The organism is Methanomassiliicoccales archaeon LGM-RCC1 (assembly GCA_030168575.1).
Lineage (GTDB): Archaea > Thermoplasmatota > Thermoplasmata > Methanomassiliicoccales > Methanomethylophilaceae > Methanoprimaticola.
This window is the reverse complement of the sequence record CP115555.1, coordinates 327,853-350,519: the sequence shown is the minus strand read 5'-3', so window position 1 is coordinate 350,519 and position 22,667 is coordinate 327,853. Positions and strand designations below refer to the sequence as shown.

At 56.0% G+C, this 22,667-nt stretch carries 22 protein-coding genes; 18 read left to right on the top strand and 4 right to left on the bottom strand.

Annotated elements, in window-relative coordinates:
* Nucleotides 1-594, bottom strand: coding sequence for an METTL5 family protein (locus tag PED39_01660; GenBank protein WII07924.1), 594 nt, complete (start codon nucleotides 592-594; stop codon nucleotides 1-3).
* Nucleotides 595-827: 233 nt separating this feature from the next.
* Here PED39_01660 and gdhA point away from each other — a divergent pair, with 233 nt between their 5' ends.
* Complete coding sequence (gene gdhA / locus PED39_01655; protein WII07923.1) at nucleotides 828-2,177, top strand: NADP-specific glutamate dehydrogenase; 1,350 nt, start codon at nucleotides 828-830, stop codon at nucleotides 2,175-2,177.
* 705 nt (nucleotides 2,178-2,882) lie between these two features.
* Nucleotides 2,883-4,463: a bifunctional phosphoribosylaminoimidazolecarboxamide formyltransferase/IMP cyclohydrolase gene (purH, locus tag PED39_01650; GenBank protein WII07922.1), complete on the top strand. Its 1,581-nt coding sequence runs from the start codon at nucleotides 2,883-2,885 to the stop codon at nucleotides 4,461-4,463.
* A gap of 59 nt (nucleotides 4,464-4,522) precedes the next feature.
* On the opposite strand, the gene PED39_01645 is transcribed toward purH, so the two are convergent.
* Nucleotides 4,523-4,735, bottom strand: a complete 213-nt coding sequence (locus tag PED39_01645) for a hypothetical protein (GenBank protein WII07921.1) — start codon at nucleotides 4,733-4,735, stop codon at nucleotides 4,523-4,525.
* A 63-nt stretch (nucleotides 4,736-4,798) separates the two neighbouring features.
* Complete coding sequence (locus tag PED39_01640) at nucleotides 4,799-6,031, bottom strand: MBL fold metallo-hydrolase (GenBank protein WII07920.1); 1,233 nt, start codon at nucleotides 6,029-6,031, stop codon at nucleotides 4,799-4,801.
* A 311-nt stretch (nucleotides 6,032-6,342) separates the two neighbouring features.
* Between PED39_01640 and PED39_01635 the strand changes: the two genes are divergently transcribed.
* Genes PED39_01635 through PED39_01600 form a run of 8 tightly spaced genes read left to right on the top strand, consistent with a single transcriptional unit; the run spans nucleotide 6,343 to nucleotide 13,508 of the window.
* Nucleotides 6,343-7,746, top strand: coding sequence for a hypothetical protein (locus tag PED39_01635; GenBank protein ID WII07919.1), 1,404 nt, complete (start codon nucleotides 6,343-6,345; stop codon nucleotides 7,744-7,746).
* Nucleotides 7,631-8,143, top strand: a complete 513-nt coding sequence (locus PED39_01630; protein WII07918.1) for a transcription factor S — start codon at nucleotides 7,631-7,633, stop codon at nucleotides 8,141-8,143. The genes PED39_01635 and PED39_01630 overlap by 116 nt, the downstream gene beginning before the upstream one ends.
* Nucleotides 8,144-8,152: 9 nt before the next feature.
* Entirely contained in the window at nucleotides 8,153-8,887 is a 735-nt protein-coding gene (locus tag PED39_01625; protein ID WII07917.1) for a DNA polymerase sliding clamp, read from the top strand.
* Between the two features lie 5 nt (nucleotides 8,888-8,892).
* On the top strand, nucleotides 8,893-9,723 hold the full coding sequence (locus PED39_01620) for a transketolase (protein ID WII07916.1): 831 nt from the start codon (nucleotides 8,893-8,895) through the stop codon (nucleotides 9,721-9,723).
* Entirely contained in the window at nucleotides 9,720-10,661 is a 942-nt protein-coding gene (locus PED39_01615; GenBank protein ID WII07915.1) for a transketolase family protein, read from the top strand. Before PED39_01620 ends, PED39_01615 begins: the two co-directional genes overlap by 4 nt.
* 4 nt (nucleotides 10,662-10,665) lie before the next feature.
* Nucleotides 10,666-11,313 carry a fructose-6-phosphate aldolase gene (gene fsa / locus PED39_01610; GenBank protein ID WII07914.1) on the top strand — a complete coding sequence of 216 codons (648 nt, stop codon included), beginning with the start codon at nucleotides 10,666-10,668 and terminating at the stop codon, nucleotides 11,311-11,313.
* A gap of 6 nt (nucleotides 11,314-11,319) precedes the next feature.
* Nucleotides 11,320-12,462, top strand: coding sequence for an NAD(P)/FAD-dependent oxidoreductase (locus PED39_01605; protein WII07913.1), 1,143 nt, complete (start codon nucleotides 11,320-11,322; stop codon nucleotides 12,460-12,462).
* A complete protein-coding gene (locus PED39_01600; protein WII07912.1) occupies nucleotides 12,462-13,508 on the top strand; it encodes a class I SAM-dependent methyltransferase family protein in 1,047 nt (348 codons plus the stop codon). Before PED39_01605 ends, PED39_01600 begins: the two co-directional genes overlap by 1 nt.
* Here PED39_01600 and PED39_01595 read toward each other — a convergent pair.
* Nucleotides 13,477-14,985, bottom strand: a complete 1,509-nt coding sequence (locus PED39_01595; GenBank protein WII07911.1) for a hypothetical protein — start codon at nucleotides 14,983-14,985, stop codon at nucleotides 13,477-13,479. The two genes, PED39_01600 and PED39_01595, sit on opposite strands and share 32 nt — an antisense overlap.
* Before the next feature lie 105 nt (nucleotides 14,986-15,090).
* Between PED39_01595 and PED39_01590 the strand changes: the two genes are divergently transcribed.
* The 8 genes from PED39_01590 (at nucleotide 15,091) to PED39_01555 (ending at nucleotide 22,667) form a co-directional block, all read left to right on the top strand.
* Nucleotides 15,091-15,585: a ribonuclease III domain-containing protein gene (locus PED39_01590; GenBank protein WII07910.1), complete on the top strand. Its 495-nt coding sequence runs from the start codon at nucleotides 15,091-15,093 to the stop codon at nucleotides 15,583-15,585.
* Nucleotides 15,586-15,653: 68 nt separating this feature from the next.
* Nucleotides 15,654-16,580, top strand: a complete 927-nt coding sequence (locus PED39_01585) for a ribose 1,5-bisphosphate isomerase (protein WII07909.1) — start codon at nucleotides 15,654-15,656, stop codon at nucleotides 16,578-16,580.
* Nucleotides 16,581-16,584: 4 nt separating this feature from the next.
* Nucleotides 16,585-17,814, top strand: coding sequence for a RuBisCO large subunit C-terminal-like domain-containing protein (locus PED39_01580; protein WII07908.1), 1,230 nt, complete (start codon nucleotides 16,585-16,587; stop codon nucleotides 17,812-17,814).
* Nucleotides 17,811-19,322, top strand: a complete 1,512-nt coding sequence (locus tag PED39_01575) for an AMP phosphorylase (GenBank protein ID WII07907.1) — start codon at nucleotides 17,811-17,813, stop codon at nucleotides 19,320-19,322. The genes PED39_01580 and PED39_01575 overlap by 4 nt, the downstream gene beginning before the upstream one ends.
* Nucleotides 19,319-20,083 carry a polysaccharide deacetylase family protein gene (locus tag PED39_01570; protein ID WII07906.1) on the top strand — a complete coding sequence of 255 codons (765 nt, stop codon included), beginning with the start codon at nucleotides 19,319-19,321 and terminating at the stop codon, nucleotides 20,081-20,083. The genes PED39_01575 and PED39_01570 overlap by 4 nt, the downstream gene beginning before the upstream one ends.
* 81 nt (nucleotides 20,084-20,164) lie before the next feature.
* Nucleotides 20,165-21,052, top strand: coding sequence for a bifunctional methylenetetrahydrofolate dehydrogenase/methenyltetrahydrofolate cyclohydrolase FolD (folD, locus tag PED39_01565; protein ID WII08382.1), 888 nt, complete (start codon nucleotides 20,165-20,167; stop codon nucleotides 21,050-21,052).
* Nucleotides 21,049-21,708 carry an RNA 2'-phosphotransferase gene (locus PED39_01560; protein ID WII07905.1) on the top strand — a complete coding sequence of 220 codons (660 nt, stop codon included), beginning with the start codon at nucleotides 21,049-21,051 and terminating at the stop codon, nucleotides 21,706-21,708. Before folD ends, PED39_01560 begins: the two co-directional genes overlap by 4 nt.
* 5 nt (nucleotides 21,709-21,713) lie before the next feature.
* A complete protein-coding gene (locus PED39_01555; protein WII07904.1) occupies nucleotides 21,714-22,667 on the top strand; it encodes a DUF1743 domain-containing protein in 954 nt (317 codons plus the stop codon).

Here is a 22,667-nt window from a genome sequence, read left to right as displayed (position 1 = left end):
TCACCTAATGTTGACGACCGCGACGTCAACCGTCTTCTTCGTCTTCTTATGGAATGAAAATGTATGAGGGATTTCGTACTTATAGATTTTATAATAAGTAATATGGCGACCCCTCTTCTCGCAGTATCCTTTGACGAAATCCAGGGTCTCCGCCATGTGTATGGAGTAGACGCATTCCGAGAGCTCCATTGCCTTGTCGAGGAAGGCTCTGTCGGCGTTCCTGTTCTGGCAGCCGAACGGGGGATTCATGAACACCGTGTCTGCTCCCTCCTCCACATCCAGGATATCCGATTTGCGGAATTCGACGTCCACTTCGAGATCCTCCCTGTTGGATTCAGCAACCCTCAGGGCCGATTCAGAGATGTCGAAGCCGATGACCTGCGAAGCACCAAGAAGGAATGAGCCTATGGAGAACATCCCTGTGCCGCATCCCAGATCCACGACCTTCAGGCCTTCGATGTCTCCTTTGCTGTAGGCGTCGAAGAGGATGTCCGAAGCTATTGTGGCCGGGGTCATGTACTGTTCCAATGCCGGATCGGGATCCTCGAAGTTCCTCACCCTCTGCAGGGTCATCTCTAGGTCCTTCTTCCTCATTCCGTCATCTCCCGGCGGCATTCCCGCCGATTCCGATGTACGGTCTGCCCCTATAAAATTCGAATCCCGTAAAGAATTGTGACCGATATCGGACATGGTTTTTTCGCAGTTGTTACCTGAAAAACAAATGGATTTACCGAGAAATCTTTCGTGGGGTTTCTTTTTTATTATATGATTTTCATGAGCTGATTGCAGGGATAATAAGACAATATTTCTGTAACCAGGTGAAGAACATGGCTATCAAGAACAAGTACCTGAAGGAAGTCTATGCCGGTCTGGAGCAGCGCAACAAGGACCAGCCCGAGTTCCTCCAGGCGGTCAAGGAAGTGCTGGAGTCCCTTGAGCCCGTCGTCAAGGCGAGGCCCGAGCTCCAGGAAGCTGGAATTATCGAGAGGATTGTAGAGCCCGAGAGGATCATTATGTTCCGCGTATCGTGGATGGATGACAAGGGCAAGGTCCAGGTAAACCGCGGATACCGTGTACAGTTCAACTCCGCAATCGGACCCTACAAGGGTGGACTCAGGCTGCACCCCTCAGTCAACCTGTCGATCCTGAAGTTCCTCGGATTCGAGCAGATCTTCAAGAACAGCTTGACCACACTCCCGATCGGAGGAGGAAAGGGAGGATCGGATTTCGACCCCAAGGGCAAGTCCGATGCAGAGGTCATGCGCTTCTGCCAGTCCTTCATGACAGAGCTCGCCAAGCACATCGGTGCAGACACCGACGTTCCCGCTGGAGACATCGGAGTTGGCGGAAGAGAGATCGGTTACATGTTCGGACAGTACAAGAGGCTCCAGAACGAGTTCACCGGAGTGCTCACCGGAAAGGCAATCCCCTGCGGAGGATCACTCGCAAGGACAGAGGCCACAGGATACGGTCTCTGCTACTTCACCGAGGAGATGCTGAAGGCCAAGAAGGATTCCTTCAAGAAGAAGACGGTCGTCATCTCCGGATCCGGAAACGTCGCAACATACGCCTGCCAGAAGGCAACCCAGCTGGGTGCAAAGGTCGTTGCGGTCTCAGATTCCAACGGTTACATCTACGACCCCAAGGGAATCGACTACAAGATCATGAAGGAGATCAAGGAGGTCAAGAGGGACAGGATCAAGACCTACGTCAACTACTCCAAGACCGCCAAGTACACAGAGGGTTGCTCCGGTATCTGGACCATTCCCTGCGACATCGCACTCCCCTGTGCGACACAGAACGAGCTGGACGAGAAGTCCGCAAAGATCCTGATCAAGAACGGCGTCAAGGCAGTCGCCGAGGGAGCCAACATGCCCAGCACCCCTGGTGCAGTTGCAGCATTCCAGAAGGCAGGAGTCCTCTTCGGACCTGCCAAGGCAGCCAACGCCGGTGGAGTAGCCACATCTGCACTCGAGATGAGTCAGAACAGCCAGAGGCTCGCATGGACATTCGATGAGGTCGATGCAAAGCTCCACGACATCATGGTCGAGATCTACAAGCAGGCCTCCGAGGCCGCTAAGAAGTACGGCATGGAGGGCAACCTCGTCGCCGGTGCAAACATCGCCGGATTCGAGAAGGTCGCCAACGCCATGCTCTGGCAGGGAATCTCCTACTGATAAACCATTCAAGGTGCCTTCGGGCACCTCCCTTCTTTCATAATTCCGTTGTTTTATCGAATCATATCGAGTTAGGTCGATATCGCCAACTGTGTTATTCTGCCTCCTAAAAGCAATCAATAGGTCATATCATCCAACTATTGATCAGATTCATACATTGTTGAACTCTTTTCAGGTGTTGTTATTATATTGGAGGAGGATATTACACGTTTGCAAGTATGACCCGCAATGCGGGGAGTGGATGGCAGCTGGATGGGATGCGGATAAAGAAGCGCTTGTCAGTTTGTACATTTACTGAATTCAATACCTTAACGTTTAAATACAACGTAAAACTAATGACCTTTCAAGGATGTGCCTACTGGGTTAAGATGTCGAAAGTAGGTGTGTCTAACCCTAATAAACGATTTACCTAAGTCACGGAGGGATCCGTGGGTTGGGTTCCCCTAATATCTATCCGGGTTCGGAGAAATCCGAGCCCGGATCCCCTAAATTCTAAGAAATTGTGTCCACTAACATCATGCGTCACATTCGCGTGTTAGTATTGCGGCATCCCGAGCACCTTTCTCCACCTCTCTAAAATGCCTTGATTTTCGCCTTGAAAAAAACCCAAAACCTATCTCTCAGAGGCCTTGTAAACGATCCCCTTCGGACCTCGTTTGCCAACGGTTATAACTGATAACCTGCATTCTAAGATGCATACAGAGTATGCATTTCCTCGAACGAGGGGGTGTGCTTCTGGCCAAGATAAAAAGAGCAGTCATCAGCGTTTCCGACAAGAGCGGCATAGTCGATTTTGCAAAGGAACTCGCCGCCACAGGTGTGGACATCATTTCCACAGGCGGAACATACAAGCTTCTGAAAGAGAACGGTATCAAGGTTACCGAGGTATCGGACGTCACGGGATTCCCCGAGATGTTGGACGGGCGTGTCAAGACACTCCATCCCAAGGTACATGCGGGAATCCTCGCACGCAGGGACATTCCTGACCACATGTCAGCCATCAAGAACAAGGGAATCGAGCCCATCGACATGGTCGTCATCAACCTGTATCCGTTCAAGCAGACGGTCCTCAAAGAGGGCGTACAGTTCGAGGACATCGTCGAGAACATCGACATCGGTGGCCCCAGCATGATCCGTGCGGCTGCCAAGAATTACGAGTCCGTGGCCGTCGTCACCGACCCCAAGCAGTATCCTGAGATCCTCGAGCAGCTGAAGACAAAGGGAGAGCTCAGTCTCGAGCTCCACCAGAAGCTCATGGCAGACGCATTCGTCGCCACAGCCAATTACGACGCCATGATCGCCTCCCAGATGAAGGAGAGGTTCATCGGCAAGTTCCCCGACTCGTTCCCCATACCCCTGGAGAAGGTCCAGGACCTCAGGTACGGAGAGAACCCCAACCAGTCCGCGGCATTCTACAAGGACCCGTTCACACCCGGACCCACAGTCGCCAAGGCGGAATGTCTCTGGGGAAAGGAGCTGTCCTACAACAACATCCTCGATCTTGACAAGGCATTGGACATCTGTATGGACTTCGAGAGGCCGACAGCAGTCGTTATGAAGCACACCAACCCCTGTGGTCTCGCATCCGCAGACACCATATTCGAGGCATTCGAGACAGCATACAACGTCGACCCCTTGTCCGCGTTCGGATGCGTCATCTGTCTCAACAGGCCCTGTACGAAGGAGTGCGCGGAGATGATCTCCAAGTACTTCGTCGAGGCCGTGCTCTGTCCCGACTTCGAAGAGGGCGCAGTGGAGATCATGGAGGCCAAGAAGAACATCCGTCTGCTCAGGACCAACTGCCCAATCGGACCTTCCGAGAGGGTCAGGGAGTACAAGATGAAGAAGGTCCAGGGTGGAATGCTCGTTCAGACCGACGAGGATGTCGTAGTTGACCCCAAGAACCTGAAGGTCATCACCAAGCGCGCACCCACAGAGGAGGAGATCCACTCGCTGCTGTTCGCATGGAAGCTCGCGAAGCATGTGACCTCCAACGCCGTCGTTTACGTCAGGGGCGAGCGTGCAGTCGGAATCGGAGCCGGTCAGATGAGCCGTGTGGATTCCGCAAAGATCGCCACCATGAAGGCGAACGAGCCCACCGAGGGCTGCGTCATGGCCTCGGATGCATTCTTCCCGTTCAGGGACGGAGTCGACGAGGCAGCCAAGGCCGGTGTGACAGCCATCATCCAGCCCGGAGGAAGCATCAGGGACCAGGAGGTCATCGATGCCGCCAACGAGCACAACATCGCGATGGTCTTCACCGGATGCCGTGTCTTCAGGCACTGAAAAACAAATTATGGGCCGGGAGACCGGCCCATCTATGATTTTGATAAAATTTCCAAGGATCAGTTCTTGGTAAGGTCCACCGCGGATTCAAGGTCCTCGGGGATTATGGGTTTGCCTTCCGCCTTTTTCTTCATGTGTCCGCCGGGACCGCCGCGCGCAACCCTTGCTTTCTCTATGCACTCGGGGTTGTCACAGACGAATGCGGCATAGACTACATTCTTGCAGGGCCCGCCGCAGAACTCGCATGTGTACTCATCCAGATTGAGGGTCATAGTTGCGATAACGATAAGGTCGTATAAAAAAGCGGAATCCGGGGCAGAGCCCCGGTCCAGGTTTCAGAGATCGATCTCGAATTCTTCGCCGGTCTTGGGAAGGAAGACCTTGTAGTCCCCTTCGAGATCGGGCAGGAATGCCTCACGGGACTCGGAGTGCATGATGATGACGTTGTCGGGGTCGCACTCCCTGATGAAGTTGACGATCTGATTGTGGTCGGCGTGAGCCGAGAAATCGTACTTCTGCAGTTCGCATGAGATCTTGACGATCTCGCCGTCGATCTTCACGCATCCCTCCTCGAGGAGCATCCTTCCGTTGGTGTCCTCCGCCTGATAACCTACCAGGAGGATGGCGCTCTTGGGGTCGTCCTTGATGGCGTTGAGGTATCCGAGGACCGGTCCTCCATCGAGCATTCCGCCGGTGGTGACGATGACCTCGCCCTTTATGGCCGATGCCCTCGAACCGGAGTTCCTGACCTCGTTGAACTTCCTCTTGGCCGCTTTCAGGTGCTTGACGTCCTTGATGTACTCGGGGTAGTCGAGGAAGAGACGGGTGACCGATCTTCCCATTCCGTCCACCCACATCTCGTAACCGAGGTTCCTCAGCAGGAGCATGATCTCCTGCGTTCTTCCGACTGCGAAACAGGGGATGAGAACCTTTCCGCCGCGGTCGATAACCTCATCGATCTTGGCGAGGAACTGCTCCTCCGTGGTCTTCCTGTCGGGGTGGTTGCGTCCGCCGTAGGTTCCCTCGATGAACAGGGTGCTGCAGTCGTGGGGCCTTGCTCCTCCGACGAGCCTCTGAGTCTCGGTGTGAATGTCGCCTGAGTAAATGACGCTCGAATCCTTCTCGAACATGAACATGGCCGCTCCGGGAATGTGTCCGGCATCCAGCATGGTCACGTCGACGTGGTTTATGCTAATCTGATCCTGGTATGTCATCGGCACGACTGCCTTCATGGTTCTCTCGATATCGCCGGATGTGTAGGGCTGGGGATAATCCTCGGCCTTGGCGATCTTGAGGGTGTCGTACATCATCAGCTCCGAGATCTCCGCGGAGAGAGGCGTGGTGAACAGATCGCATTCGTTCTTGCCGCAGATCTGTGGGATCATTCCGCAGTGATCCAGGTGCGAGTGCGTAAGGAACGCATAGTCGATGCGTGGCGCAGGGAGAGGATACTCCGGAGGCTTTGTAGGGCTGAGACCGTACTCGATCAGAGTGGTCATGCCGCCCCCCTCCATAGTCATCCCCATGCGTCCGACCATGTCGGCACCGCCCAGGAATTTACATTTCATTTTCATGTGCTAGCTCCTTTTCGTATATTGCCTCTCATTCAGGAGAGGACTTTGTGAAAGAAGGTGTCTTAACACCCTCTTGACTGTGATGATGATACAGGGCTCCTCGAAACCCCATATTATAAGAGTAATTCTTCCCTAATTATGTATAGTATATAAAATCTTAGAAAAGCGATGTCATAGGACAGAATAATCAAATCGAATGTCTGGCACATCAATTTACAGATACTGGCTCATAGAACCTAGATATCGAATTGAATATGAGCCACACTTCAAAACCGTTATATTTACAAATCAACATTCTCGAGTTCATGGGAACACTCGATAACAAATTCGGAAACTACGCAGGGCTCTGCTCAGCAGCCCTGTTCATCATCGCAGCGTTCGTAATGCTGCTGATGAAAGCCGATGTCGAGACGGAACTGACATTCTATTCCAAGACTATCCTGACCATCGCCGGTATCGTCGGATTGGTGGCAGGTATCCTCATGTACATGGGTGAGGGGGAGAAAGAAAAGAAGATCGACGCAGGATTGTTCGTGCTACTTGGATTGGTTGCGGCACTGACCTATGGGCTGATCTCCCTGTCCGTTGAAGACACAACCGTGATTGGAATCGTCGGAATCGTCGCACTCATCGCTATGCTTGGTTGCGCAATGTGCGATTCCAAGAAGGGAAACAAACTCATGCTGTACTTCGATATCGCCATGGCGGTGCTCGCACTGATCATGGCAGCACTCGTCTTCGCCAAAGTGAACCCCACAGTGGCCATGGCGGCAGCCATCATGGTAATCGGAATCTGGATGGCAGTCTACACGGGCATCGCCAGGGAATATGCCGAGGCAGAGCCTGCGATCGACCCTACACGCAAATCCGCCAAGAAGGCGAAGAAGCAGAGGGCCAAGCAGGAAGAGGAGGCCAGGAAGGTCCAGCAGAGGCACGACAAGCTCGAGATAAAGGCCAAGAAGGACAAGAAGAAGGCAGAGCAGGAGAAGAAGAAGGAGGAGCAGGCCAAGAAGCACGAGAAGCCCAAGGCCGAGCCCAAACCCGCACCTACCGCTCAGAAGGTCGAGAAGGCCGAGCCTGCCAAGGAAGAGAAGCCCGTCGAGGCGCCAAAGGCAGCAGAGCCCGCAGTGGTCAAAGAGGAGCCCAAGAAAGAGGAGAAGCCCAAGACCAACAACGACTTCATGTCCAAACTCGTGTCTTCAAAGGATGCCAGCTCTAAGGCGGCATCCGTTCCTGCAGCGAAGGATGAGGAGAAGCCCAAGGCCGAACCCAAACCCGAGCCCAAACCGGAACCTAAACCTGAACCCAAACCCGCACCTGTCGCCGAGGAGCCCGCAGCGGAGCCTGCAGAGGAGCCTGCCGACGAAGGCGATGAGGAGATGGACGACATCTACACCGACTATTCTCCGGAGGCGCTCGTCAGGAGGGCCGCTTGGAACAAGGGTCTGAGGTGCAGGAGAGACTATGGAGACTACAAGATCCCCGTTGCATTCGTCAAGGGCAAGGTCGCAGTGTACGTCGAGGAACCCGGTTCCGGAGATGCTGCTGTCGAGGCCAAGCTCAAAGAGGAAGGATGGGAGGTCCTGAGGTTCGATGTCAACAAGGTCACCGACGGTCTCGAGGAGGGAGCGCAGATCGCAGAGGCGGTCAAGGCGAACCTCCGTGCTCAGAAGACTTCGAAAAAGAAGAAGAAACCCGCCAAGAAGTAAACCTTTCAAATGCGGGGCCCATGCCCCGCTCCCTTATATTCGCACGCGCGCCACATACCTTAAAATAGAGACAGTCGATGCACTTGCAGAGGCTGATTACGTGTTTTGCTCGTGTGGCTCGATGATGTTCCCCAAAGATGGAAAGTATGTTTGCAATTCGTGTGGCGCTACCAAGGATATCGGTGGCAAGGCAGAGGTCATCAAGACCGATTTGAAGGAGAAGGAGACCACTGTGATTACGGAGAATGTGGCCACCCTGCCCAAGACCCGTATCCCATGTCCCGAGTGCGGACACACAGAGGCGTTCTTCGTCATCAGGCAGACCCGTTCGGCCGATGAACCTGAGACCAGGATCTACCGCTGCACCAAGTGCAACCACTCTTGGAGAGAGTATTGAGGCGATAGCATGTTCGCGGCAGATCTGAAATCCGACACCCTGAAGGGATTGGTCAACATCATTTCGACACTCATAGACGAGGTCAAGTTCACAATCACCCCTGAGGGCATGACCCTGAAGGCGGTGGACGCTGCACACGTAGCCATGATCGAGATGGACATATCGGACAAGGCGTTCGAGTCCTTCTCCGCGGAGAGCACCGAGCTCGGACTCGACCTCGAGAAGGTCAAGGGAGTCCTCAAGCTCGCAGGAGCCGGAGAAGTCATCAGGATGGAGCAGGACGACTCCACAGGCAAGCTCGTCTTCAAAGTAGGGAACATCACAAGGCGCATGAGCCTCATCGACACCACCGGCATGAACGACCCCAAGGTCCCCCAGCTCAACCTGGCAACCAACATCCTGGTCCCCATCGAGGAGCTCCAGAAGGGAATCCGCGCAGTGGAGTCGATCTCGGATCACATCACACTCAAGGCAGGACCCGATTACTTCGAGCTCTCGAGCGAGGGAGACACGGACTCCGTGTACCTCAGGCTCGACGCCTCAGCTGCCAAGATCGAGGCATCCTCAGAAGTATGCAGCATGTTCCCTCCAGACTACCTTTCCAACATCATCAAGGCAATCCCCTCGGGAACGCAGGTCAACATCGAGTTAGACAACGACTATCCCGTGAAACTCGTCTTCGCATTGGCGGACGGTGCGGCTAAGGTCAGCTACCTCCTCGCACCCAGGATCGAGAGCGAGTGAGGATCATGACGGACTACACAGTCGCGGAACTCGAGAACATAGCGAACAAGCTCAGGCTCCATGTGGTCGAGATGACCTACGCGGCCCGTTCTGGGCACCCGGGCGGTTCGCTCTCGGCAGCGGACATGATCGCTGCCCTCTACTTCAAGTTCATGAGGCACGACCCCAAGAATCCCGATTGGGACGGAAGGGACAGGTTCGTGCTCTCCAAAGGCCACGTCGCACCCGTATTGTACGCGGCACTGGCCGAGTCCGGGTACTTCCCGGTCGATGACCTCCTCAGCCTGAGGCAGGTCGGTTCCAAGCTCCAAGGCCACCCCGTTCGCGGCAAGGTCCCCGGAGTGGAGATGTCCACAGGCTCACTGGGCCAGGGACTGAGCATGGCCTGCGGTATCGCACTGGCAGGCAAGATGGACGGCAAGGACTACAAGACCATATGCATGCTCGGCGACGGAGAGCTCCAGGAGGGACAGAACTGGGAGGCGGCGATGTTCGCCCACCAGGCGGGTCTCACGAACCTCATAGCTATCGTGGACCGCAACAGGCTGCAAATCACAGGCGACACCGAGGGAGCGGTCGGACTCGAACCCCTTCCCGAGAAGTGGAAGTCCTTCGGATGGAACGCAATAATCATCGATGGACACAACATGCGCCAGATCCTCGAGGCCCTGGACAAGGCTGCTAACGCCAAAGCCAGGCCTACAGTGATCATCATGAAGACCGTCAAGGGCAAGGGCGTCTCGTTCATGGAGAACAACGCCGGATTCCACGGCAAGGCCTGCAACGACGAGGAGCAGGCAAGGGCCGTCGCAGAGCTCAAGGCGGTGATCCAATGACCGGAGAGAAGCTCGCACAGCGCAACTACTACGGCAAGGCCCTGGCCGAATTGGCCAAAGAGGATCCCAACATAGTCGTGATGGATGCCGACCTCGCAGGATCCACTAAGACTTCGGATTTCCAGAAGGCGTGCCCGGAGAGGTTCGTCGAGGTAGGAATCGCCGAGTCCAACATGATCGGCATCGCCGCAGGACTGGCAGCATCCGGCAAGACAGTGTTCGCATCCACATTCGGAGTGTTCGCGACCGGAAGGTGCTGGGAGCAGATCAGGCTCGCGGTAGCTTATCCGAAGCTCAACGTCAAGATCGTCGCCACACACTGCGGTATCAGCGTGGGCGAGGACGGAGCATCCCACCAGGCATTGGAGGATGTGGCGATCATGAGGGCACTGCCCAACATGGTGGTCGTCGCTCCCGCAGACGCTTACGAGGCATACGCCGCCACGAAGGAGCTGGCAAGGTACAACGGACCCGTCTACATGAGGATGGGCCGTGCCGACTTCCCGACGATCCTCAGCGAGGATGTGGAGTTCCACATCGGAAAGGCGACCGTGCTCCGCGAGGGCAAGGACGTCACGATCGTCGGATGCGGACAGATGGTATCGTCATGCATCGAGGCCGCAGAGCAGCTGAAGGCCGAGGGCATCGAGGCCGAGATCATAAACATGTCAACAATCAAACCCCTCGACACGGAGACACTGGCCAAGTCCGTCGCAAAGACCGGATGCTGTGTCACCGCCGAGGAGCACAGCATCATCGGAGGACTGGGATCGGCCGTTGCTGAGGCCCTCTGCGATGGAAACTGGGTGCCTCTCGAGAGAGTGGGTACCAAGGACACCTTCGGGGAGTCCGGAAAACCTGACAAGCTAATGGTGAAATACGGTCTGACCACCGCGGACATCGTCACCGCGGCCAAGAAGGCCATCGGAAGGAAGTGAAGAGATGAAGATTTTCATAGACACAGCGAATCTGGACATGATCAAGGAGATCAACAGCTGGGGTATCCTGGACGGAGTAACCACAAACCCCAGTCTCATCGCGAAGGAAGGCGTCGACGTTAGGACACGCGTCAAGGAGATCGCGGAGGTCGTAGACGGACCCATTTCAGCCGAGGCGATGTCCATGACCTGCGACGAGATGGTGAAGGAGGGCCGCGAGCTCGCCAAGATCCACCCCAACATCAATGTCAAGCTCCCCATGTGCGTGGAGACCCTCAAGGCCACCAAGATCCTCTCGTCCGAGGGAATCAAGGTCAATGTCACTCTGATCTTCTCGCCTCTGCAGGCACTCCTGGCAGCCAAGGCAGGAGCAGCGTTCGTTTCCCCGTTCGTCGGACGTCTCGACGACATCGGACAGTTCGGAGGAGACCTCGTCGCTCAGATCATGACGATCCTGGAGAACTACGGCTATCCCACAGAGGTCATCGCAGCATCCATCCGCGGACCCACCCACGTCCTGGAGGCCGCTCTCAACGGATGCGACATCGCCACCATCCCCTACGACACACTGAAGAAGATGGTCGGCCACCCCAAGACCGATGAGGGAATCGAGAAGTTCATCGCCGACTACGAGAAGTCCAAGAAGAACTGAGCTGATATGCACGATGTTGTGGTTGTCGGCGCCGGTCCCGCAGGGAACCTGGCGGCCAGATCGCTGGCGGAAAGGAAGTTCGAGGTCCTGGTGATAGAGGAGCATGAGAGCTCCGGATTGCCTCAGCACTGCACCGGACTCATCTCCGACGAGACCATCGCCATGTCCAGGGTCAAACCGGACATCTACAACACACTCTACGGCGCAGAGGTCATATTCCCCAACGGACAGTCCATCGAGGTCCGTTCCGACAAGCCGAAGGCACGCATCGTCGACAGGGTCGATATGGAGATGAAGATGGCCGCTGCGGCCATCGATGCCGGTGCCGATTATTGCTACAACGAAAAGTACAAGTCGCACGTCATTGGAGATGCCGTCGTGGTGGACACCGATGTCCGTCCGCACAGGGGAAAGATCCTCATAGGCGCTGACGGAGCATCGTCGACCATAGCGATGTCCTTGGGAGACAACAGGCCCAGGGAGTACGTGAGGGGGATCCAGGCGGACGTCAAGCTCAGGATGGATAACCAGGACCTTTTCAGGGTATTCCTGGGGAACACCGTCGCACCCGGTTTCTTCGCATGGCAAATCCCCTGTGGATCATTCACGCGCATAGGACTATGCACCACATGGTCAGCCGGACCGCCTTCCCAGTACCTCATCGATCTCCTGATCAGGCTGGGCCTGGAGGACAAGGTCATCAAGGTGACCTCAGGCAAGATCCCGCTGGGAGGACGCCAGTTCGTCTGCGGTGACAGGTGCATACTGACCGGTGATGCGGCAGGCTTCGTCAAGCCCATCTCGGGAGGAGGACTCTACCCCGCATTTAGGGCGAACAGGCACCTGACCGACATCCTGGCCGCAGGTCTGGATTCCGATGCCGTTTACGCAAGGGACCTCTCGGATTACGAGAGGGCATGCAACGAGGATTTCGGACGCGACCTTGACCGCGGATACCGTTTGAGGAAGGCATACCTGAAGCTCACCGATCCCGACCTGAACAAGGTCTACGATTACATCCTGAAGAACGATCTGATCCCGACGCTCAACGATTTCAACATCGACCACCCGTCGGACACTTTCACAAGGATCGTCAGGAGCCCCCACGCTCTGCTGTCGGCCTTGCCTTTGGTCCTGAGGACTATCTGATGAAGAGGGTGACATTCGCCCGCCTTCCTTCCGAGGAGGCAGGTCCGATCATCCGCAAGCTCATGTCTCTGGAGTATGTCGATCTCCATGCGAAGATCGGCAAGGACTCCGATTATCGCTACATACCTATCCTGCCGGAGCATCTGGATGATGTCCGTCAGATGGGGTTGGAGACCGTCGAGGGGGATGCCCACACATTGGACAGGAGGAGCCCCCAGGAGAAGATACATGACATCCTCTCGTCATACGATGAGCTGTCGGGCATCGTACCTGAGAAATGGGAGTACGTCGGGGACATTGTCATAGTGAGGATGGATCCCCGCTGCGAACAGTACAAGGAGCTGATCGGGCGCACTTACGCCGATGTCCTGGGCGCGAAGACGGTCTGTGCTGATGTGAGAGGTGTGTCCGGGGAGTTCAGACAGCCCAGCATGGAGATAATCTACGGAACCGAGACGGAATCAGTCCGCCTCGAGAACGGTATCAGGTATGGTTTCGATGTGACGAAGGTCATGTTCGCCTCCGGGAACACCGACGAGAGGATGCGCATGAGGAAGCTGGACTGTACCGGGGAGACAGTCGTGGACATGTTCGCCGGAATAGGTTATTTCACGCTCCCGTTGGCAAAGTACTCCGGAGCAAGGCGTGTCTTCGCATGCGAGAAGAATCCGGAATCCTACAGGTTCCTCTGCAGGAACATCATCGACAACGAGCTCGAGGACAAAGTGATACCGATCCTATCGGACAACAGGAATCTCGCTGGGAGGGCATTTGCCGACAGGATCCTGATGGGCTATGTGCAGACGACCTCCGAGTTCGTGCCGAAGGCATTGACGATGATCCGTCCAGACGGTATCATCCACTATCACGACACATTCTACGTCAGCGAGTACGAGGACAGGATCTGCAGCATATTCGATGATGCCTGTGGTCCGGACGGATACGAGATCGAGAGGATACACGAGGTGAAATCCTATGCTCCCTCGGTTTCCCATTACGTCGCGGATATCCGCATCAGACCTTCTCGCCAGAACCCGACGCTGTGAGCAGCGTGTTCATGGTGTCGCGGTACTTGTCACCGTTAGCGGCCACTACGGCCTTGGCGAACGGAAGGAGATAATCTGCGAAGTCCTTCTCCTCCTTGCTGAGCTTGATAGGCATCTCAGTCGCTCCGGTGGCCATTACGAATGCTGCGGCCAGGCTGCGTGACTTGTTGTTCTTGAGACCGAGGTTCTGCAGGTTCTTGAAGACCATGGTCTCTCCGCCGACCTTTGCAGCCTTCGCGAGGCTGTCAGCTATCACGGTTATGGGTCCGGGCTTGTTGAAGACCGGTAACGAATCGACGACCGATGCCGAGATGAATATGCTGTGTGCAGAGTCCAATACCTGCAGGGGCTGATTCTTGGACTGGTCCCCCATCTTGTCAGCGGTCGCAGCATCGGTGTGAGCGGCCACGATATCCTTCCAGTCGTTCTCCCAGATGGGGCTGAGCGCATCGGTGACCTTGTTGCTCCTTGCGACGATGGCCCTTGGGTTGTCCGTGAGGAACTTATTCAGAGTAGCTTTGACTTCCTCAGGTCCCTCCAGGGCGGATATGAACTTGTCTAGGGACGATCCGTAGTTCTGCGTGCCGATGATGTATGTAGCCGTCGAGCTTCCCTTCAGGTTGCCCAGTTTGGACCTCTTGATCTCGGCAATGAGGGAGGAATCCGTGGTCTTCCCGATGATGTACTCTCTGAGCTTGTCCTCCGAGATCTCTTCGTAATCCTTCTCTCCCTCTGCGTGGTATTTGTGCCTCACGCGTACAGAAAGGTCCTTGACGGGATCGTTGCCTGACATACGGGACAGCAGGAACTGGATGGTGGAGACGTTCTTGGCGCAGTTCTCGCAGATCTTAATGGTCCTTCCCAGGGATTTGACCTCGATCTCGAGCACCGCAGATGCCTCGTGCCCGCACTCCAGATCGTCATCGGGGAACTCGTAGGGGGTCTCCCAGAATGTGTCGTAGAGGTAGTCCTCGGGCATGTTGAATTGATCGGAACAGACCATGGTGTCCTCGAATGAGTAGAGGAACAGGCCGTTCTTCTTGATGAACTGGTTGTAGAGCAGCAGCCTGATCTTGGGATCCGTGTAGTATTGGCATCCGATCAGTTTGTCCGCTCCGACGCTTCCCCTCACCGCATACGAGACCACTTCGTCGCCCAGCTTGGCGCTCGCGAGCAGCGGGATGGATCCAGCCGCGGCCAGTGAGATGGTCCCGGCGTAGGCCTTAGTGATGTCGTCGTTGAACATCTTTCCAGCTTCCTTCACCAGGGCATCGGGGTTGTTGCGTATCTTCTGCAGGGAATCGATGGCCTTGAACGTCTTGTCGAAATGGCATTTCCTGCAGTTACCCGCGCATTGAGGCCTGAGCAGACCGGGGTTGTCAGCAAGGGTCCTTGAACGCTCCAGAAGATCCTCCTCGAGCTTCTTGGAAGTATGCTTGACGCCTCTCATTCTCACGCGCTTCTTCTTGCCGGGCATAATGCGCCAATAGTCTCCCTTTTAGATATATTTCTCTATAGCGCGCACGCGCATGGGCGAACGAACGGGAGCAGAGCAATATATCCGCTACTCATTCAGAGGTCCATGGAGACTGATTTCGAGAAGGAGGTACGCGAGTTCCTTGCCAAGAGCCCCTTCGGTTACAGGAAGGTATCCGAAGAAGATCTGGCACTATTCTGCGCCGCACTCACTCACGACAGCTTCTCCAACGAGGCACTGAACATGGATCCGCCAAGGAAGGTGCCTTCCTACGAGCGCCTAGAATTCCTGGGGGATTCTGTCCTTGAATTCCTCGTGTGCGAGCACATCTACCGTGACACTGACATCAGCGAGGGCCCGATGACCGATTACAAGCAGGACAAGGTGGCCAACCATATGCTGTCCGAGAGGATCCTGGCCAAAGGCATCGACATAGACGGCATGATGAGGGTGGGGCACGGCCACATGAAGGGACAGACCAAGGATGTCGTGGAGAACATGCGCGCCGACTGCTTCGAAGCGGTGATAGCCGCGGTATGTCTCGCATACGGTCTGGACGAGGCCCGCAGGATCGTCCATGAGATCGTGATCGACGACTGAACGCATACTTCGACATATGTGGGAGCCGACCTCAATATTCTTTTAACGTTATTCTTTGATACATGGGCATGGACCAGAACATCGTTGTCACGGCACAGGAAATCCGTGACATGAAGATCCGCGGAGCGGGCAGGATCGCCAGGGCGGGAGCCGATGCGATGAGGAAGTTCGCAGAATCCTATTCAGGGTCGGACATCGCCGCGTTCCGGAAGGACATGGACGAGGCTTCCAAGGTTCTTCTGGATTCCAGGCCGACCGCGGTCTCGCTGTGGAACGGTGTGCAGGCATCGATGAAGGGCGTCAAGGACGAGGACGATATCGAATCGGCCAAGGCATTGCTTATCTCGAACTCGGAGCAGTTCATCAAGGAATCCGAGGAGGCGGTGAGGACCATCGCCAAGATCGGTGCCAAGAGGATCGAGGACGGCGATACGATAATGACGCATTGCAACAGCAGCGTCGCCATAGGGGCGATCGTCGAGGCCTTCAAGCAGGGCAAGGACATCAAGGTGTTCGCAACGGAGTCCCGTCCATGGAGGCAGGGCATCCTCACGGTCAACGACCTGGCCAAAGAGGGAATCGATACCACCCTGATAATCGACAGCGCCGTGCGTCTGGTCATGAAGAAGGTCGACAAGGTGCTTGTGGGAGCCGATACGATAACATCCCACGGAGCACTGGTGAACAAGATAGGCACCTCCCAGGTCGCAATGGCGGCCAAGGAGGCCAGGGTCCAGTTCTACACTTGCAGCGAGACCTACAAGTTCTCGCCGCTGACTTTGGACGGGGACCTCGTCAAGATAGAAGAGCGTGAGACGTCGGAGGTCGTGAAGCCCGGGGAGATCCCGGATTCGGTGAAGATATACAACCCGGTGTTCGACATCACGCCAGCACAGTACATCGACGGCATAATCACGGAGATCGGACTCATATCGCCAGGTTCCGTGTATGACGTTATGGAAAGGAAGTTCGGAACGGAAATGATGAAGGAGTGAGAGCATGGATTCGTATCTGCATTTGGGAGAGCCGGTTGATCCGGACAAATATGTCGTCTGCAAGTACCGCGTCACCACTGACCTTCCTATAGAGAAGGCCGCAGAGGCGATCGCAGCGGAGCAGTCCACGGGAACGTGGACGGGTATCTCCACCCTCGACCATGAGGTCTTCAGCAATCTCGGAGCGAGGGTCGTGGACATCAGCGGCGACAACATCATCGTCGAGTTCCCCACCGATGATTTCAGCATCGAGGTCGGAGCCGTTCCCCAGATCCTCAGCGTAATAGCCGGAAACCTGTTCGGACTGGGTGCACTCAAGGGAGTGAGGCTGGAGGATGTAACGTTCCCCAAGTCCATACTCGAGCAGTTCAAGGGACCGAAGTTCGGTGCGGACGGTATCAGGAAGGCCCTGGACCGTCCCGAGAAGCCGCTGGTCGGTACCATAGTCAAGCCCAAGATCGGTCTCGATCCGAAGAAGACTGCTGAATACGTCTACGAGGCGGGAGCCGGAGGGCTCACCAACTCTAAGGATGATGAGACCCTGGTGGATCAGCCTTTCTGTCCCATAGAGGACAGGACATTGGCGGTCGCAGAGGCCTTGGACAGATTGGAATCCGAAGGCCACAAGATGATGCATGCAATCAATGTGAGCACTCGCGGAGATAAGATCGTCGAGCTCGCAGAGAAGGTGCAGTCGTGGGGTGCAAGGGAGATCATGGTCGATGTCATCACATGCGGATTCGGAGCCGTCCAGGCATTGGCCGAGGACCCCTCTATCAAAGTCCCTATCCATGTCCACAGGACCATGCACGGAGCGTTCACCAAGGATCCGTTACACGGTGTGGCGATGCTCCCGCTCACGAAGCTGACCAGGATGTGCGGCGGAGATGCCCTGCACATCGGTACCCTCGGAGTGGGAAAGATGTCGGGCAGCACCAAGGAGGACGCGAACCTTCCTGCATGTCTCGGCAACGATGTCCCCTATAAGACAGTCATGCCTGTTTGCTCCGGAGGAGTGTATCCGGGAATAGTCGAGGCCATCGTGAAAAAGGCAGGCAACAACGTGCAGATACAGGCCGGAGGCGGAGTGGCCGGACATCCTGGCGGTGTCAGGGCCGGTGCCATGGGTATGAGCCAAGCCGTGGACGCGGCGTTCCTGGGCATCCCCAAGGAGGAGTACGCCAAGGACCACAACGAACTGAAGATCGCACTTGAAACGTGGGGGTCGAAATGAAATTCAAAGTCAAGTCGTACGAAGTGTTCATTAGGACACCGACCATCCTCTTGGATGAGAATGACTGCATAGCATTGGGCCTGAAGGAGAACGACCGTGTGATGATCACCGGGGAAAGGGCCACCATCGCTGTGATGACCTATGGAAAGGGCGTCATAGAGTCCGGAACCGCAGGAATTCCTGTCTCACTTCTGAAGAAGACCGGTACGAACAAGGACGGAACGGTCGACATAGTGTTCGCCCATGCCCCCGATTCCGTCAGGTACATCCGCATGAAGATGGACGGGGAGAAGCTGGACAAGGACCAGATCGAGGCAATCGTCAGGGACATCCTGGAGAACAGGTTGTCCGAGATGGAGGTCTCCGCATGGCTTACCGCCCTGTACATCAACGGTATGGACATCGATGAGATCGCCAACTTCACCATGGCAATGGCCAACACCGGTGACATCCTCAAGTTCTCGAGGAAACCTGTGTTCGACTTCCACAGTCTGGGAGGCGTTCCCGGAAACAAGATCACACCCATCGTGGTATCCATAGTGGCCGCAGCCGGACTGATGATCCCCAAGACATCGTCCCGTGCGATCAGCAGTGCCTGCGGAACATCGGACTTTGTCGAGACGTTCTGCGATGTGGAGTTGGAGGCCAGCAAAGTCATGGCGATCTCAGAGGAGGTCGGCGGAGTGTTCGCCTGGGGCGGATCGATGAACCTGGCCCCCGTCGATGACATGGTCATCAAGATAGAGCACCCCCTCGGAATCAACCCCAGGGCACAGATGCTCGCATCCATCATGAGCAAGAAGGTAGCAATGGGCTCCACGCATCTCCTGGTCGATATCCCGATGGGATCCGGTACCAAGGTCCCTACGCTGGAGATGGCGAAGTCCTATGCCCGTGACCTGATGGACCTGGGAGAGAGGATCGGTATGCACGTCGAGTGTGCGATAACATATGCCGACCAGCCTGTCGGCAACGCCATAGGTCCCAATCTGGAGGCCAGGGAGTGCATAAGCATCCTGGAGGGAGAGAAGCATCCGTCCAGCGTGATCGAGAAGGCATGCGAGTGCGCCGGAATAATCCTGGAGATGGCAGGCATCAGCAACGGGTTCGAGAAGGCCAAGCAGATCCTGGAATCAGGAGAGGCCCACAAGAAGTTCATAGAGATCGTGGCCGCCCAGAACGGCAGACCCGACCTTAAGTCAACAGACCTGCAGCCCGGCAAGTACACCGTTGATGTGGTGGCGAGCCATGCAGGTTACGTCCATTCGATCCGCAACAAGGAGATCGTCAACGTGGCGAAGATCGCCGGGGCACCCGCGGACAAGGGTGCCGGTCTGATGGTGTACAAGAAGAAGGGCCAGAGGGTCGAGGAAGGAGAGGTCCTAATGACCATCTACGCCGAAAGCGGGGCGAAGCTCACCCGTGCCCAGAAGGCCGCTGTCAGCAATTCGCCCTTCGACATCGAGGGAATGCTCCTCAAAAGGGTCACCGACGTCAAGATGAGATGACACGCAAGCTGATGTTCACGGTCGACGTAGACCGTGATGTTAATGTCCAGATCGAAGGCAGTCAGGCAGCCGGGTCGCTGGACCGCGGCCAGGGTACCTCTCCGAGGTTCGCATCGACCGAGAAGGGTCTTGCGATACTGTCAGATTTGCTGGATGATCTCGGAATCAGAGGTACGTTCTTCATCGAAGGCCGCACGGCCGAGACCGTCGATTGCTCTATCCTCAGCGGCCACTGCATAGGTTTCCACGGGTATGACCATGAGGATCTGACAGCTGTGGACGACCTCAGGCTGGTGATGGACAGAGGATTCACTGCCGTCAGGGACAACGTCTCCAAACCGGTCTGCTTCAGAGCACCTTACATGAGGACCAACGACAGCGTCATAGATGAGCTGGTGAGGCTCGGCATCCGTCATGATTCATCGGTATACGCCGACCCTAGTACTCAGCCCTACAATGTGAAGGGCGTCATGGAGCATCCTGTGGCCAAAGGGACGGACGATCGGGGGAAGACCATCGCGGCATACCTGTGGCCGATGCATGAGGGGAAGAGGAGACCGGAGGATTACATGGCGCTGGCAAGGGCGTGCGGAGATGCGGATCTCGTCATATCGACGCACAGTTGGCATATGGAGGAGAGCAGGGATTCCGGGCCCATGCCCTCAGACAGGATACAAGCCAACAGAGTGCAGGTAGAAGACGTCCTGAGGATGCTGATGGACGATGGCTTCGAGCCATCGGTAATATGCGGCGACCGTTGACCGTAACTGTTGCTTGACTCTGTCGTCCGCACGCGTACGATTATATACGCACCAGATTATCGACTGCTTACCGTGAGTGCTATGACCAAGCTCATACTAGGTAAGGACGTATCGGCGGAGATCTACGCCGAGCTCAGGCAGAGGATAGAGGCCCTGAAGTCCATGGGAGTCGTCCCTGGATTAGCCGTCGTCCTCGTCGGTGACGATCCTGCTTCCCAGGTCTATGTCAGGAAGAAGGGGGAGATGTGCGAGGAGCTTGGCATGAAATCTGTCACGGTTCGTATGCCTGCGGATACCACGCAGGAGCAGCTCATGGCCAAGGTGGATGAGCTCAACAATGATCCGTCCATACACGGTTTCTTGGTGCAGCTGCCGCTGCCGTCCCATCTCGATGAGGAGATGGTCATCAACGCGATCGACCCGAAGAAGGACGTGGATTGCTTCCACCCCAGCAATGTCGGCCGTGTTCTGATAGGCGATCCGGATTTCCTTCCAGCGACACCTGCAGGTGTCCAGCAGATGCTGATCAGGTCGAAGATCGATACCTCAGGAAAGCATGTCGTAGTGGTCGGCCGCAGCAATATCGTGGGGAAACCGATGGCCGCCATGATGGTCCAGAAGGGCATAGGAGCGGACTCCACCGTGACCGTAGTGCATTCGCGCACGAAGGATCTGGCCGCCATCACCAGGCAGGCCGATATATTGATAGTTGCAATCGGCAAGCCCCGTTTCATCACGGCCGATATGGTCAAGGAAGGCGCCGTGGTGATAGATGTGGGCACCAACAGGATCGATGATCCCACCCACCCGAAGGGAAGCAGGCTCGTGGGGGACGTGGATTTCGACAACGTGAAAGAGAAGACATCGGCGATATCGCCCGTACCCGGAGGGGTGGGCCCGATGACAATTTGTATGCTCATGGCCAACGCAGTAAAGGCGGCTGAGAAGGTCTCGGAAGTGAAACAATGATAAGAGAATGCGAGGAGCACGGATATTTCCGTAACGAACGCTGCCCGTATTGCGGGGAGGAAGGAAAGTTCATCATGTCCGATTATGAGGTCGAGAAGATCGGCCGCACGCTGGCGGGCATCCTGAGGCACGGCAAGTACAACCTTAGGATGGACGATCAGGGATATGTCTCCACACGCGACGTGCTGGACAAGATCAAGGACCTCTACCCGCGTATGAATTGGCTGAGGATAAGGCACCTTGAATCCCTGGTCGACACCGACCCCAAGGGAAGGTACAACATCTCGGCAGGGAAGATCCGGGCCACATACGGCCACACGATCGACCTGGACATCAGGTTGGACTGCGAGAACATACCCGAGGAGCTGTTCTACCCCACCAACGAGGAAGAGGTTCAGGACCTCTTGGACAACGGTATCGTGCCCGGAGACCGTTCGATGGTCCACCTGTCCAGGACATTCCAGGACGCTATGCGTGCTGGACTCGTCCACACAGAGGACCCCATAATCCTGGGAATCGACACGGACATCTGCATGGAAATGGGATCCGACATAGGCAAGGCCGCACGCACGGTCTACCTCTGCAGGTCGGTGCCCCCGGAGGCGGTGTTCGTCGCAGATCCCGATGATTACGAGACCGGCGAGGACGAGGAGTGAATCGGATGGTCCAGATACTCACCCCCGATGAGGTTCAGGCTAAGAGCGGCAGGATGTTCTGCAAGCAGTTCCTCACTATGGTCGATGAGAAGAACGGGAAGGTCCAGATCATAGAGAACTGCTCCTCCGTCGGTCCAGCGGAATGGGACGTCGTCAACAGGCGCCGTTCAGGAGGTGTGATCACATCGGTCGATCTGAAGTCGACGATGATCATCACCAACACAAGAATCGGGGAGAGCGAGATCAGCCTTGGTCCCGCATCCGCCAAGCTGGGTGCGCAGGGAATCAAGGCAGTGAAGATCGATGGAGACGAGGTACGCACCACATGGTACGGCATGGCAGGAGCATCCGTCGGTGTCGGTGCATGTCTTCCGGCATGCCCCGATGTCATCCGTACGGAGTATCCGGACGATTTCAAGATGGGAGGCGCCCACACATGCCATGTGGATATCATCACGCCCAAGCTGGTCCGTGTGATCATCGGTATCGACGACACGGACACCAAGGAGAAGGGCGCTACATGGGTGGCCGGCCTCAAGCTGGGAACCCAGTGCCCCATAGGCAAGTTCATCGAGCACAAGATCGTGCAGCTTAACCCGGACGCCCCCAACAAGACTACCAACTGCTGCGGTACGGCCATATCGTTCGCTGTGGCGGAGAAGGACATCCCAGCGTTGATCGAGTATGCAGTCGATTTCCTGAAGAAGGAATCCTATTCCGATGATGCGGTCATGACAGTCTTCCAGGGACTGGAGATCCCCAAGGGCCTGTCCGATTTCGGCTGGAGCTGCAAGACGGTCCTCTACAAACCGGAGGATGCCGTCAAGGTGGCCGAGGAGAACGGGGTCCAGATCATATCGCTGAAAGGCAGCCTCAAGGGTGCCATCGGTGCAGTGGGTGCAGTCGGATGCTTCGATATGGGATTGAAGTCCGCAGGCATCCCGCAGGATTTCGAGTGA

Excerpts from the sequence above, each read along its gene's own strand:
- PED39_01660 (WII07924.1), bottom strand. The coding sequence starts at position 594 with ATGAGGAAGAAGGACCTAGAGATGACCCTGCAGAGGGTGAGGAACTTC.
- gdhA (WII07923.1), top strand. The coding sequence starts at position 828 with ATGGCTATCAAGAACAAGTACCTGAAGGAAGTCTATGCCGGTCTGGAG.
- purH (WII07922.1), top strand. The coding sequence starts at position 2,883 with ATGCATTTCCTCGAACGAGGGGGTGTGCTTCTGGCCAAGATAAAAAGA.
- PED39_01645 (WII07921.1), bottom strand. The coding sequence starts at position 4,735 with ATGACCCTCAATCTGGATGAGTACACATGCGAGTTCTGCGGCGGGCCC.
- PED39_01640 (WII07920.1), bottom strand. The coding sequence starts at position 6,031 with ATGAAATGTAAATTCCTGGGCGGTGCCGACATGGTCGGACGCATGGGG.
- PED39_01635 (WII07919.1), top strand. The coding sequence starts at position 6,343 with ATGGGAACACTCGATAACAAATTCGGAAACTACGCAGGGCTCTGCTCA.
- PED39_01630 (WII07918.1), top strand. The coding sequence starts at position 7,631 with ATGTCAACAAGGTCACCGACGGTCTCGAGGAGGGAGCGCAGATCGCAG.
- PED39_01625 (WII07917.1), top strand. The coding sequence starts at position 8,153 with ATGTTCGCGGCAGATCTGAAATCCGACACCCTGAAGGGATTGGTCAAC.
- PED39_01620 (WII07916.1), top strand. The coding sequence starts at position 8,893 with ATGACGGACTACACAGTCGCGGAACTCGAGAACATAGCGAACAAGCTC.
- PED39_01615 (WII07915.1), top strand. The coding sequence starts at position 9,720 with ATGACCGGAGAGAAGCTCGCACAGCGCAACTACTACGGCAAGGCCCTG.
- fsa (WII07914.1), top strand. The coding sequence starts at position 10,666 with ATGAAGATTTTCATAGACACAGCGAATCTGGACATGATCAAGGAGATC.
- PED39_01605 (WII07913.1), top strand. The coding sequence starts at position 11,320 with ATGCACGATGTTGTGGTTGTCGGCGCCGGTCCCGCAGGGAACCTGGCG.
- PED39_01600 (WII07912.1), top strand. The coding sequence starts at position 12,462 with ATGAAGAGGGTGACATTCGCCCGCCTTCCTTCCGAGGAGGCAGGTCCG.
- PED39_01595 (WII07911.1), bottom strand. The coding sequence starts at position 14,985 with ATGCCCGGCAAGAAGAAGCGCGTGAGAATGAGAGGCGTCAAGCATACT.
- PED39_01590 (WII07910.1), top strand. The coding sequence starts at position 15,091 with ATGGAGACTGATTTCGAGAAGGAGGTACGCGAGTTCCTTGCCAAGAGC.
- PED39_01585 (WII07909.1), top strand. The coding sequence starts at position 15,654 with ATGGACCAGAACATCGTTGTCACGGCACAGGAAATCCGTGACATGAAG.
- PED39_01580 (WII07908.1), top strand. The coding sequence starts at position 16,585 with ATGGATTCGTATCTGCATTTGGGAGAGCCGGTTGATCCGGACAAATAT.
- PED39_01575 (WII07907.1), top strand. The coding sequence starts at position 17,811 with ATGAAATTCAAAGTCAAGTCGTACGAAGTGTTCATTAGGACACCGACC.
- PED39_01570 (WII07906.1), top strand. The coding sequence starts at position 19,319 with ATGACACGCAAGCTGATGTTCACGGTCGACGTAGACCGTGATGTTAAT.
- folD (WII08382.1), top strand. The coding sequence starts at position 20,165 with ATGACCAAGCTCATACTAGGTAAGGACGTATCGGCGGAGATCTACGCC.
- PED39_01560 (WII07905.1), top strand. The coding sequence starts at position 21,049 with ATGATAAGAGAATGCGAGGAGCACGGATATTTCCGTAACGAACGCTGC.
- PED39_01555 (WII07904.1), top strand. The coding sequence starts at position 21,714 with ATGGTCCAGATACTCACCCCCGATGAGGTTCAGGCTAAGAGCGGCAGG.